We start from the raw sequence: 12,341 nt of genomic DNA on the forward strand, positions 1-12,341 counted from the left end.
CATGGAAACGTCGGCGGTCCTCGACATCGCGGTGCAGGCCCTCTGGGTCAGCGCCAAGCTCGCCGCGCCCGTGCTCATCACGGCGCTCGTCGTCGGCTTCGCGATCTCGGTGCTGCAGTCGATCACCCAGATCCAGGAGATCACCCTTTCCTTCGTGCCGAAGGCGGCGGCCGTCGGCATCGTGCTGCTGGTCAGCGGGCATTGGATGATCACCGAGATGATCTCCTTCACCCACGCGATGTTCGACATGATCCCGGCGCTGATCGGCGGGGGATGATGGAACTCGCGCTCAGCATGGGGTGGCTCGAGGCCGTGATGCTGGGAGGCGTCCGGCTCGTTGCCTTCCTCGTGGTGGCGCCCCCGTTCTCGTACGGCTCCTTCCCGATCCGGATCAAGGCGATGCTGGCGGTGGCCCTCGCGATCGCGGTCGCGCCGAGGATCTCCGAGGGATATCAGCCGATGGACACCGCCGGCTATTTCTCGGCGCTCGCGCTCGAGCTGCTGCTCGGCCTGCTGCTCGGCTTCCTCGTCTACGTCGGCTTCGCGGCCGTGCAGTCCGCCGGAAACCTGGTCGACCTCTTCGGAGGTTTCCAGCTGGCGCAGGCCTTCGACCCGCAGTCGATGGTGAACGGCGCCCAGTTCACGCGGCTCTTCCACATGGCCGCGCTCGCGCTCATGTTCTCCACCGACGGGTACCAGCTCGTCCTCGCGGGCCTGATGCGCACCTTCAACGCCATCCCGGTCGGGTCGGGGGTGGATCTGTCCGCATCGACCCAGACCCTCGTCGACGGCGTGCCCGCCATGTTCCTCGCGGCGCTGCAGATCGCCGGCCCGCTGCTCGTCGTGCTGTTCCTCGCCGATGTCGGCATCGGCCTGCTCACCCGTGTCGCCCCCGCCATCAACGCCTTCGCGATGGGGTTCCCGCTGAAGATCCTGCTCACCGTCGTGTTCGCCGGGACCCTGTTCCTCGGCCTGCCGCGCATCGTGGCCGCCATCGTGGAGCAGGCCACCACCACGCTGCTGGGGGTGAACTGATGTCCGACGCCCAGGAGCGCACAGAGCAAGCCACTCAGCACCGTATGAAAGAGGTGCGGTCGAAGGGCCAGCTGTCGAAGTCGACCGACCTGACCGCGTGGCTGGGTGTCGCGGCCGCCGGCCTGTCGCTGCCGATGGTGATCGCCGAGTCGAGCGACGTCACCTCCGCGCTCGTCATCGAGCTGCGGACGGTGATGGACAACCCCGAGCCCGCCGTCGCCGCCGCCCTCTTCGGGGACGCGCTCTCCTCCGTGGTGCCGCTGCTGACCCCGATGTTCCTCGCCGTCGTGATCGCGGTCGTGATCGGCGCCGGGATGCAGGGCGGCATCCACCTCAAGAAGTTCAAGCTGCACAGCGAGGGCCTGCAGATGCTGCCCGGGCTGAAGCGCATCCTCGGCCCGCAGGCGTGGTGGGAGGGCCTCAAGGCAGTGCTGAAGACCGCCGTCGTCGGCGGGGTGCTCTACCTGGTGCTGCAGGGCCTCGTCCCGGTGCTGATGACGGCCGGCGGGATGTCGGTCGCCGCCGTGCTGGAGGTCGCCTCGGGCGGTGCGGGTGCGCTGCTGCAGACCGCCATCGCAGCCGGGCTCGTGCTCGCCGTTCTGGATGTGATGGTGATCGCCCGGCGGAACCGCAAGCGGACCCGCATGTCGAAGAGGGAAGTCAAGGACGAGGCCAAGAACAGCGACGGCGACCCGCTCGTGCGCGCCCAGCGCCGCTCGAAGCAGCTGGCGATGAGCCGCAACCGGATGATCGCCGCCGTCGCCGGCGCCGACGTCGTGCTGCTGAACCCGACCCACATCGCCGTCGCCCTGAAATACGAGCCCGGCAAGTCGGCTCCCCGGGTCGTCGCGAAGGGTGCAGGCGAGGTTGCGGCGAAGATGAGGGAGAAGGCCCGCGACGCGGGCGTGCCGATGGTGCACGAGATCCTGCTGGCGCGCGCCCTGCACGCCGCGTGCGAGGTGGGGGAAGAGGTGCCCGTGGAGCTCTACACCGCCGTCGCCAGGGTGCTGGCCTTCGTGATGTCCCTGCGAGCGAGAGGAGCAGCGCAAGGTGTCCACCGTTTCGCCGCATTCGCCGCTTGATCCGACGACTCAGCATCTGAGAATCCACCGCCGAGGAGGCAGATCATGAGCAAAGCCCTGGGGACCCTCGGGGTGCCGATCGGTGTGGTCGGCATCATCCTGCTGCTCATCGTGCCGGTGCCCACCTGGATGCTCGACATCCTCATCATCGTCAACATCCTCTTCACCCTCGTGGTGCTGCTCACCGCGATGTTCGTGAAGCGGCCGCTCGACTTCTCCGTCTTCCCGTCGCTGCTGCTCGTCGCCACGCTGTTCCGGCTCGGCCTGAACGTCGCCTCCACCCGGCTCGTGCTCGGTGAAGCGCACGCCGGCCAGGTGATCCAGGCGTTCGGCCAGATCGCGGTCGGCGGATCGCTCGTCATCGGCGCGGTGGTGTTCCTGATCCTCGTCGTCATCCAGTTCGTGGTGGTCACGAAGGGTGCCGAACGCGTCGCCGAGGTCGGCGCCCGCTTCACCCTCGACGCGATGCCGGGCAAGCAGATGGCGATCGACGCCGACCTGAACGCCGGCCTCATCACCGAGGAGCAGGCGAGGGCGCGCCGCGCCGAGGTCGCCGCGGAGGCCGACTTCTACGGCGCCATGGACGGTGCGTCGAAGTTCGTGAAGGGCGACGCGATCGCCGGCGCCATCATCATCGTGATCAACGTGGTCGGCGGCATCGCGATCGGGATGCTCCAGCGCGGCATGGAGGTCGGCGAGGCTGTCAACACCTACTCGCTGCTGACCATCGGCGACGGCCTCGTCACGCAGATCCCCGCGCTGCTGATGGCGGTCAGCACGGGCATGATCGTCACCCGCTCGAACGCGGAGTCTGACCTCGGATCGTCGACCTCCAGTCAGCTGTCCCAGTCGCGCACCGCGCTGCTCATCGCCGGCGCAGCATCCGTCGTCCTGGGGTTCATCCCCGGCATGCCGATCCTCGCGTTCCTCGTCGTCGGTGCGCTGCTGATCCTGGTTGCGCAGCGGATCAAGGCGGCCGAGAAGGCGAAGCAGGAGCTCGAGGAAGCCGCCGCCGGCACGGAGGTGGCCAGACAGCCGGACAGCACCGAGGACCTGCTCGAGCAGATGCGGGTGAACGCGCTCGAGGTGCAGCTCGCCCCTGACCTGATCGATCTCGTCTCCGGCTCCGCCGACGACCTGCTCGCCCGGGTGCGAGGACTCCGCCGCAGGATCGCGCTCGACTACGGCTTCGTGGTCCCGCCGGTGCGCACCCGTGACAGCCTCGACCTGCCGCCGTCCACCTACGTCATCCGCGTCGCCGGGATCGAGACCGGTCGCGGCATCGCTCCGCCCGGCCGGGTGCTGGCGCTCGGCGACGACCTCGGCGGGCTCCCCGGAGCGGTCACCGTCGAGCCGGTGTTCGGGCTGCCCGGCAAGTGGGTGCCGGCGGAGATGCGGCACAGCGCCGAGCTGACCGGCGCCACCGTCATCGACCGCGGCTCCGTTGTCGTCACCCACCTGTCGTCGGTGATCGTCAGCAATGCGGCGCGGCTGCTCAGCCGGGAGGACGTCCGCGTGCTCACCGAGAGCCTGAAAAGCGTCAACCCCTCGGCGGTCGAGGAGCTGGTGCCGAACCTGCTCACGCTCGCCGACGTGCAGCGGGTGCTGCAGGGACTGCTCGAGGAGAAGGTGCCGATCAACGACCTGGCCCGGATCTACGAGGCGCTCACCCTGCGCGCGAAGGCGTCGCACGACCCCGAGGGGCTTATCGAGGCCGCGCGCCAGGCGCTCGGCCCGGTGATCGTCTCCCGGCACGTGGACGACAACGTGCTGCGGGTGCTCATGATCGATCCGGGGCTCGAGCAGAACATGCTGGAGTCGATGCGGCCGTCGGAGCTCGGCAGTCAGATCGTGCTCGACGCCAACCGGCTCGATGCGCTGCTCACGTCGGTGCGCAACACCGTCGACGCCGCCGCCGAGCGGGGGCTGTCACCCGTGCTCGTCTGCGCCCCGGCGCTCCGGCCCGCCATCCGCCGGCTCGTCGCTCCGCAGCGCGACGGGCTCCCCGTCCTGTCCTATTCAGAGGTGACCTCCGCGCAGGTGGCCATCGAGACCGTCGGTGTGATCCGTGCCCTCGATCCGATTCCAGCTTGACGCGCCGCTCGCCCGTGTCGAAGCGCACGTGCGGGCGACGTACGGCACCGCGGCGCGCGTCGTCTCGGTCCGCGAGGTGCGCACGGGCGGGGTCGGCGGCTTCTTCGCGCGCCGGACGCTTGATGTCGAGGTGGATGTGCCGGCTGAAGCTCACGCCCCCGGAACTCGCGGCGCAGCCACCGCGGCCGGGCATGCCGCCGCGGCGGGGTCCGGCGCGCCGGCTGCGGGACTCGCCGGCCTCCTCGCCGAGGCCGACGCCGGTGACGGGATCGGCGTCGACGCGCCAACCCTCCCACCGGACTTCGGGATTCCGCCGGAGCAGCCGACGCGGCGGAGCATGCGGGCAGCCGAAGCCGCCGCACGGGCACGGCCGGCTGCCCCCGGTGCCGGCGTCCGCACCGAGCAGCCGACCATCTCGACGCAGTCCCGGCGGTTCGCCGAGGTGCTCGACGGGGTGCGGGCCGAGATCGCGCCACCGAAGCCGTCCGTGCCGGAGACCATCCGCATCGCGCCGGCGCTGTCCCGGCTCGCCGGCGACCTGGTGGTGATCGCCGGGCTCGGCTCGGACGCCGCCGCCGTCGCCGACGCGCTCGCCGACGCGCGGGGACCGTACCTCCGCGGCGTCGGCGGCGACCTCACCGCCCCTGGTGCCCGCGCCGACGACCGCCGGGGGGCGATCGGCCTCCGGGCGGCAGGGGTCGAGCGCGGGCTGCCGGCGCTCGTCTCCTTCGGGCTCGGCTCCGGCGGCCCGACGCTGCGGGCGGCAGTGGACGCCCTGCGTGCTCTCGCACCCGACCAGGTGTGGGTGGTCATCGACGTGTCGCGCAAGCCCGAGGACACCGTGCGCTGGGTCACCGCGGTGCGCGCAGCCGTCGCGGTCGACGCGATGGCGGTGATCTCCGGAGCGTTCACCGCCTCCGAGAACACCGCAGCGACCCTCGGCCTGCCTGAGGGCTGGTCGGATGCGGGGCGGTAGTCTGACCTGATGCTGGTTCTGACACGCAAGCGGGGCGAGCGCGTGCTCATCGGCGACGACATCATCATCACCGTCATCGATGTGCGGGGCGAGGGCGTGCGGATCGGCTTCGAGGCGCCGAAGGGCATTCCGATCCAGCGGCACGAGGTCGTGGCCGCCGTCTCCGAGGCGAACCTCGCCGCCGCGTCCACCGGCGCGGGCGACGCCGACAGACTCGCCGATCTCCTCAAACGCACGTCGGAGAAACCCGCCGCCGAGTAGCTCCTTCTGGAGCGACGGGCTCAGGGTCCGGGCACCGCTGACCCCCATTCGCGGGGCTGTCGAGCGCCGCGGCGCGTCCCCTATTGTGAGGACACGCCCGAACCCGAATCGGGCGCACGCCGCGGCCCACCCAGCCGCGACGGCCCGCTTACCCGAACCGAGCCGTGACCACGAACCCGAAGATCGTGGCCGACCGCGCGTACCCCCACGCCGCTTCGTCGACCACGCCACGCCCCCGCGCGATCGCCGCCGCCCCCGCCGCCGCTCGCCCCACCGATGACCCCCGACCGGGAGCCGACTCCGGGCCCGTCGCCGCGCTGCTCACAGTGCTGCGTTGGCTCGAGTCCGTGAACGGCTCAGACCTTCACATCACCACCGACCGCCGCCCATCGGCGCGGATCGACGGGTGCCTCGTTGAGGTGGCGGACGTCGGCGTGTGGGACGAGCCCTTCGTCGAGTCCGCACTCCGTTCGATGATCGGATCCGACCGATGGGCGCGTTTCGAGTCGGCTCGCGAAGCGGACGTCGCGCTCGATCTGCCGGACACGGGGCAGGAGGACTCACGGTTCCGCGTCAACGTCTCGCGGCAGCGGGGAAGCGTCGTCGCGGCGTTCCGCCGCATCCCCCGCCGGATCCGGACGCTCGACGACCTGGGCCTCCCCCAAGCGATCGGGGACCTCGCCGATCTGCCTCGCGGCCTGGTGCTCGTGACCGGACCCGCCGGCGTCGGCAAGTCCACCACCCTCGCCGCGATCGTCGACCGCATCAACCGCAGCCGTGCCGCCCACGTGGTGACGATCGAGGATCCGATCGAATACGTCCACACCGAGGGCCGGGCCCTGATCCACCAGCGGGAGATCGGCGTCGACACCGTCGACTTCCCGACCGCGCTCCGCCAAGTGCTGCGCCAGGACCCCGACGTCATCCTCCTCGGAGAGCTGCGCGACGTGGAGACCATATCCGGTGCGCTGAGCGCCGCTGAGACCGGCCATCTCGTCCTCGCAACGCTGCACACGCAGAGCGCCGCCCAGAGCATCGACCGCATCGTCGACATGTTCCCCGGGCATCGGCACGACCAGGTGCGCGCGCAGCTCGCGCTCACGCTCAAGGCAGTGATCTCGCAAGAGCTGCTGCCCCGTGCCACGGATACCGGCCGGGTCGTGGCTGCGGAGATCATGGTCACCACCCCGGCGATCAGCAATCTCATCCGGGACGCCCGGCACTACCAGATCCCCACGGCGATGATGGCCGGGGGTTCGCTGGGCATGCAGACGATGGATCAGGCGCTGGCCGGTCTGGTGCTCAAGGGCGTCATCACCTCCGGGATCGCGCAGCAGGTCGCGCACGACCGGGGACTGCTGACCAGCATGGTCGGCCACGACACGACGTCCTGGACCTCCGAGCCGGTCCGCCCCCGGACTGCGCTGCCGAGGACTGCATGATGGCGGGCTCGACGATCTGGCTCGAGCGTGAAGTCGGCGCGCTCATCGTCCGGTGGCTGGACCGACTGCCTGACTGGACACCGTTCAGCGATCGCGACGAGGGCGCGGCATGCCTCACCTGCGCCCGCTACTCCGCATCCCTTCAGCTCAGCGACGTGCCGCACACACTCGTGCACCAGATCGCTTCCCCGATCGACGATCTGGTGACGAACTGCTTCCTGACGGTCGCGGCAGAACGCTACGAACCTCTGCTGGCGGCCGGATGGAGCATCTCCGTCGACAACGGGCTCGTCCGGCTCGTGGCGCCGGTTCACGCCCCGCCACGTGAGCGCCACCCGGCGCCGGCGGCTGATGTCGCCGGGTTGCGCCTCGCGCTGACCGAGCTCCACACCGACCTGCTCGGGCGCGCGGTCTACACCGTCCAGCAGAACCAGCGCGCGATCGCGGGTGCGGTGCGGGCGACCGTCGAACCGGTGGTGTGGCGCATGGCCGCGGAGCTGATCGACGAGGTCTGCGGGCCCTGATGCCGGTGGCGGGCTTGTCCCGCGTACTGGGGTTGGCGCGATGAGCACGCCCCGCGGTTGACTTGAGCAACCAGGGGAGGGGGATCCCCGGGTTTCTGCATGCCGGGGGAGGTGCGCATGACGACCGTCACGGACATTCTCATCATCCGTGGGCTGCTGCCGATCGAGTCACTCGATGTCCTGAGTGGCGAGCCGCAGCGTGACGAAGCGCACGTTCGGGAGCTGGTGACCTCTGGGAAGCTGACGGAGGCGCAGCTCGCATCGGCCCGCGCGGCGCTCGCCGGGCTGCCTTTCGTGGAGCTGCTCGACTATCCGGTGGACCCGGAGGCGGTCTCGCTGGTGCCCGCCGGACTCTGCAGGCGACACCGCGTGCTCCCGCTCTCGATCGACGGCGACAGCCTGCTCGTCGCGATGGCCGACCCGACCGATGTTCTGGCGCTCGACGACGTGCGGGCCGCTGCGCGGATGCCGATCAAGCAGGCCGTCGCCGAGTCGGCCGACCTTCTCGCGGCGATCCAGCGCCTCCACCGGTCGGACGACGAGCTGAACGACCTCGCCACCGCGTTCCAGGACGAGCATGCCGTGGCCGAGCCGGCACAGAGTGCCGCGGTCGAAGCCGGCGACGACGACGCCCCGATCGTCCGCTTCGTGAACCTGCTCATCAGCCAGGCGATCCAGGATCAGGCGTCCGACGTCCATATCGAACCGGGCGAGGAATCCCTCCGGGTGCGCTACCGCATCGACGGTGTGCTCCACGACGTCCAGCAGGCCCCGCGCAACATCCAGAACGGCGTCATCTCGCGCCTGAAGATCATGGCCGACATCAACATCGCCGAGCGCCGGAAGCCCCAGGACGGCCGCATGGCGATCATGCACGCCGGCCGGAAGATCGACCTCCGGGTGGCGACGCTCCCCACGGTGCACGGCGAGAAGGTCGTCATGCGCATCCTCGACAACAACGCCAGCGGCCGCAGCATGAGCGACCTGCACCTGCTGGACCGCAACCGTGACACCTACCGGAGCTCGTACACCAAGCCCTACGGGATGATCCTCGTCACCGGGCCGACCGGGTCCGGCAAGTCGACGACGCTCTACACCACACTTCAGGAGGTGTCGAAGCCGGAGATCAACGTCATCACGGTCGAGGACCCGGTGGAGTACCGGATGGCAGGCGTCAACCAGGTGCAGGTCAATCCGAAGGCCGGGCTCACATTCGCGAGCGCGCTGCGCTCGATTCTGCGGGCCGACCCTGACGTCGTGCTCATCGGTGAGATCCGTGACCAGGAGACGGCGCAGATCGCCATCGAGGCGTCCCTGACCGGTCACCTCGTTCTGTCGACGCTGCACACCAACGACGCTCCGAGTGCCGTCACGCGGCTCATCGAGATGGACATCGAGCCGTTCCTCGTCGGGTCGGCCCTCGACTGCGTCGTCGCACAGCGGCTCGCGCGGCGGCTGTGCCAGCGATGCAAGCAGCCATACGAGCACTCGACGGAGGAGCTGCAGCTCCTCGGATTCCTGTCTGCACCCGACGAGCAGCCGCCGGCGCTGTACAAGCCCGTCGGATGCACGTCGTGCTCCGGCACCGGTTACCGCGGACGCGTGGCGGTGCACGAGGTCATGGCGGTCACGGAGGAGATCGAGCGACTCGCCGTCTCCCGGGCCTCGAGTGCGGAGATCGGGCGTACGGCACGCGAGCAGGGCATGCTGACGCTGCGTCAGGACGGCTGGGCGAAGGTGCGGCTCGGGCTCACCTCGATCGAGGAAGTGCTCCGCGTCGTCGCCTGACGGGCGCAGCCACGAAGGAGAAAGCAATGGACGAGGCGATCTACGAGGTGCCGGTTCTCGAGGGCTACCAGCCGAGGACGGCGGGCTACCAGCCGCGAGACGAGCAGTACGCGGTGCAGTTCACCCCGGTCGTGCCGGCGCCGCAGCGGCACGACGACCCCATGCCGAATGTCGCCGATGCCGCTGCCGCGGCGGAGCTCCGCTCCGCGCTCAAGCAGGTGCTCGACCGTCGCGGGTCCGACCTGCACATCAGTGCCAACGCCGCCCCGCTGATCCGCGTGGACGGGTCCCTCGCGCCGATCGACGGCCTCCAGCCGTGGAGCGCGGAGCAGACGGAGCGGGTGCTGACGGCCATCATGTCGCCGCAGCAGCGGGAGGCGTTCGAGCGGGAGCTCGAGCTCGACTTCGCCTACACGCTGTCCGAGAGCGCACGGTTCCGCGTGAACGTCTACCAGCAGCGCGGCGCGATGGGTGCCGCCTTCCGTCTCATCCCGACGGAGATCAAGAACCTCGATGCCCTCGGCGTGCCGGACAGTGTCGGAAGGTTCGCGAGCCTCCCGCGCGGGCTGGTGCTGGTCACCGGGCCCACCGGATCCGGCAAGTCGACGACGCTCGCGGCGCTCATCGACCTCGCGAACTCGACTCGCTCCGACCACATCATGACCGTGGAGGACCCGATCGAGTTCCTGCACGGCAACAAGAAGTCGCTGGTCAACCAGCGCGAGGTCGGCGGTGACACCCACAGCTTCGCCGCCGCGCTGAAGCACGTCCTGCGGCAGGACCCCGACATCATCCTGGTCGGCGAGATGCGGGATCTGGAGACGGTCTCCGTCGCGCTCACCGCCGCGGAGACCGGGCACCTGGTCTTCGCCACGCTGCACACACAGGATGCGCCGCAGACGGTCGACCGCGTCATCGATGTATTCCCGCCGTTCCAGCAGGAGCAGGTGCGGGCCCAGCTCGCGGCGACTTTGCAGGGTGTCGTCTGCCAGACACTGGTGCCGCGCGCCTCCGGCCAGGGCCGTGTCGTCGCGACCGAGGTGATGATCGCGACGCCCGCGGTCGCCAACCTCATCCGTGAGGGCAAGACCCATCAGATCCCCACGGCGATGCAGGCCGGTCGCGGGCTCGGCATGCACACCATGGATCAGCATCTCGCCGAGCTGGTGAAGGCGGGGGACATCACGTACGAGGCGGCGCTCGAGAAGGTGCACGACGCTGCCGAGTTCGCGCGGCTCACCGGGCGTGGGGCCGGCGGCAGCGCGGCGGCGGACCTCGACTTCGGGGACGCGTTCTCGGCTCGGAGAACCTTCTGATGACCGCGACGATCCAGAGCTTCGCATACCGGGGCCGGAACACGGCTGGCAAGCTCGTCAAGGGAAAGGTCGACGCGCCGAGCGAGAGCTCTGTCGCAGCGCGGCTGCGCGGGATGGGGATCGCTCCGCTCGCGATCGAAGAGGCGAAGCCGGGCACCGGCATCAACCGCGAGATCAACCTGAAGTTCCTCGAGAAGCGGGTGGGCCTCAAGGATCTCGCGGTGATGAGCCGCCAGATGGCCACCATGATCGCGTCAGGCCTGGCGCTGCTGCGGACGCTGCGCATCCTGGCCGAACAGACCGAGAACAAGAAGCTCGCTGCGACACTCGACGCCGTCCGTGCGGACGTGGAGGCCGGTCGATCGCTCTCCGACGCCCTGGCGAAGCATCCGGACGACTTCCCGCCGCTCATGATCAGCCTGGTCCGCGGCGGTGAGACCGGCGGCTTCCTCGAGCAGGCGCTCGAGTCGGTCGCCGAGAACTACGAGAAGGAGGTCAAGCTGCGGGCGACCATCAAGTCCGCGCTGACCTACCCGGTCGCGGTGCTCGGCATGGCCGTGCTCGCGGTGATCGGCATGCTGATCTTCATCGTTCCGGTGTTCCAGGGCATGTTCGAGGGTCTCGGCGGCGAGCTGCCGCTGCCCACCCAGTTCCTGGTGTGGCTGTCCGGTCTCATGATCTGGCTCGGGCCACTGCTCCTCGTGGCCGCGGTCGCGTTCTCCTTCTGGTGGCGCGCCAACCGCAACTCGCCGGACGTCCGGAAGGTCTGGGAGCCGGCGCTGCTGAAGCTGCCCGTGTTCGGATCCCTCTTCCGCAAGGTGGCGATCGCCCGGTTCAGCCGCAACTTCTCGACGATGCTCGCCTCCGGCGTTCCGATCCTGCAGGCACTGTCGGTCGTCGGGGACACCTCGGGAAACTGGGTGGTCGAGCAGGCCCTCATGAAGGTGCAGGAGTCCGTGCGGAAGGGCAACTCGGTCGCCGCTCCGCTGGCGCAGGAGCCCGTCTTCCCGCCGATGGTGACGCAGATGGTCGCGGTCGGCGAGGACTCCGGAACGCTCGAGCAGATGCTCGCGAAGGTCGCGGACTTCTACGACGACGAGGTGCTCTCGACCACCGAGCAGCTGACGGCGCTCATCGAGCCGATCATGATCGCGTTCATCGGTGTGGTCATCGGCGGCATGATCGTCGCGCTGTACATGCCGGTGTTCTCCATCTTCCAGCAGGTCCAGTAGCGAAAACGCTGGTCCGCGGGTAGAAAACCCCGCAAACTGGGGGCGTTTCGCAACCCAAAACCCCCCTTCTGAGGGATTCTCACCGGCGCCGGCGGCGCCGACCATTGTGAGTGGGGGCTTTACATGAGGGGGCCGCCTGCACGTTCTCAAACGTTGAACAGGATGGAAAAAATGATCTCTGCAATCCACAAGGCGCTCGACGCCAAGCGCGCCCGTCTGGAGGAGGACGAGAAGGGCTTCACCCTGATCGAGCTCCTCGTCGTCGTGCTCATCATCGGCATTCTCGCCGCGATCGCGATCCCGGTCTTCCTCTCGCAGCAGGACTCGGCGAAGGACGGCGCGGCGAAGTCGGACCTCGGCAGCGCGAAGGTCGCCGTCATCTCCTATGTGACGACCACGAACGGGACTTACCCCACCACGCTGGCGCAGCTCGCGACCGAAGGCTTCACCCCCACCGCTGGGGTGACCGTCACCATCCCGACCTCCTCCAGCGCGGGTGTCTGCATCCAGGCGGTGTCGTCGACGTCGAACGTCTTCCACATCACCGACACCTCCGGTGTCACCACGGGCGCCTGCCCGTAAACCACCGTT

The 12,341-nt window shown here is 69.4% G+C and carries 11 protein-coding genes and 1 pseudogene; all 12 read left to right on the top strand.

The annotated features are described in order from the left end of the window. The first annotated feature begins 1 nt into the window (after position 1). Positions 2 to 277: a flagellar biosynthesis protein FliQ gene (gene fliQ, locus ACFFGH_RS22965; RefSeq protein WP_386672693.1), complete on the top strand. Its 276-nt coding sequence runs from the start codon at positions 2 to 4 to the stop codon at positions 275 to 277. After that, entirely contained in the window at positions 277 to 1,035 is a 759-nt protein-coding gene (locus ACFFGH_RS22970) for a flagellar biosynthetic protein FliR (protein WP_386672695.1), read from the top strand. Before fliQ ends, ACFFGH_RS22970 begins: the two co-directional genes overlap by 1 nt. After that, positions 1,035 to 2,117: an EscU/YscU/HrcU family type III secretion system export apparatus switch protein gene (locus ACFFGH_RS22975; protein ID WP_386672697.1), complete on the top strand. Its 1,083-nt coding sequence runs from the start codon at positions 1,035 to 1,037 to the stop codon at positions 2,115 to 2,117. The genes ACFFGH_RS22970 and ACFFGH_RS22975 overlap by 1 nt, the downstream gene beginning before the upstream one ends. A gap of 45 nt (positions 2,118 to 2,162) precedes the next feature. Next, on the top strand, positions 2,163 to 4,211 hold the full coding sequence (gene flhA, locus ACFFGH_RS22980; protein ID WP_386672699.1) for a flagellar biosynthesis protein FlhA: 2,049 nt from the start codon (positions 2,163 to 2,165) through the stop codon (positions 4,209 to 4,211). Further along, positions 4,186 to 5,187 (top strand): hypothetical protein, encoded by a 1,002-nt coding sequence (locus tag ACFFGH_RS22985; RefSeq protein WP_386672701.1) that lies wholly within the window; start codon positions 4,186 to 4,188, stop codon positions 5,185 to 5,187. The genes flhA and ACFFGH_RS22985 overlap by 26 nt, the downstream gene beginning before the upstream one ends. A 9-nt stretch (positions 5,188 to 5,196) precedes the next feature. Continuing rightward, positions 5,197 to 5,448: a carbon storage regulator gene (locus ACFFGH_RS22990; protein WP_386672703.1), complete on the top strand. Its 252-nt coding sequence runs from the start codon at positions 5,197 to 5,199 to the stop codon at positions 5,446 to 5,448. A gap of 164 nt (positions 5,449 to 5,612) precedes the next feature. Continuing rightward, positions 5,613 to 6,890, top strand: a complete 1,278-nt coding sequence (locus ACFFGH_RS22995) for a type IV pilus twitching motility protein PilT (RefSeq protein WP_386672704.1) — start codon at positions 5,613 to 5,615, stop codon at positions 6,888 to 6,890. Continuing rightward, on the top strand, positions 6,890 to 7,414 hold the full coding sequence (locus ACFFGH_RS23000) for a hypothetical protein (protein WP_386672706.1): 525 nt from the start codon (positions 6,890 to 6,892) through the stop codon (positions 7,412 to 7,414). The genes ACFFGH_RS22995 and ACFFGH_RS23000 overlap by 1 nt, the downstream gene beginning before the upstream one ends. Positions 7,415 to 7,531: 117 nt before the next feature. Continuing rightward, positions 7,532 to 9,202 (top strand): GspE/PulE family protein, encoded by a 1,671-nt coding sequence (locus ACFFGH_RS23005; RefSeq protein WP_386672708.1) that lies wholly within the window; start codon positions 7,532 to 7,534, stop codon positions 9,200 to 9,202. A 26-nt stretch (positions 9,203 to 9,228) separates the two neighbouring features. Next, positions 9,229 to 10,431, top strand: a pseudogene (locus ACFFGH_RS23010) (type IV pilus twitching motility protein PilT); the annotation flags it as partial. Between the two features lie 86 nt (positions 10,432 to 10,517). After that, on the top strand, positions 10,518 to 11,750 hold the full coding sequence (locus ACFFGH_RS23015; RefSeq protein WP_386672712.1) for a type II secretion system F family protein: 1,233 nt from the start codon (positions 10,518 to 10,520) through the stop codon (positions 11,748 to 11,750). A gap of 171 nt (positions 11,751 to 11,921) precedes the next feature. Next, on the top strand, positions 11,922 to 12,332 hold the full coding sequence (locus ACFFGH_RS23020) for a prepilin-type N-terminal cleavage/methylation domain-containing protein (protein ID WP_386672714.1): 411 nt from the start codon (positions 11,922 to 11,924) through the stop codon (positions 12,330 to 12,332). The last annotated feature ends 9 nt before the right edge of the window (positions 12,333 to 12,341 follow it).

The organism is Lysobacter korlensis (assembly GCF_042434515.1).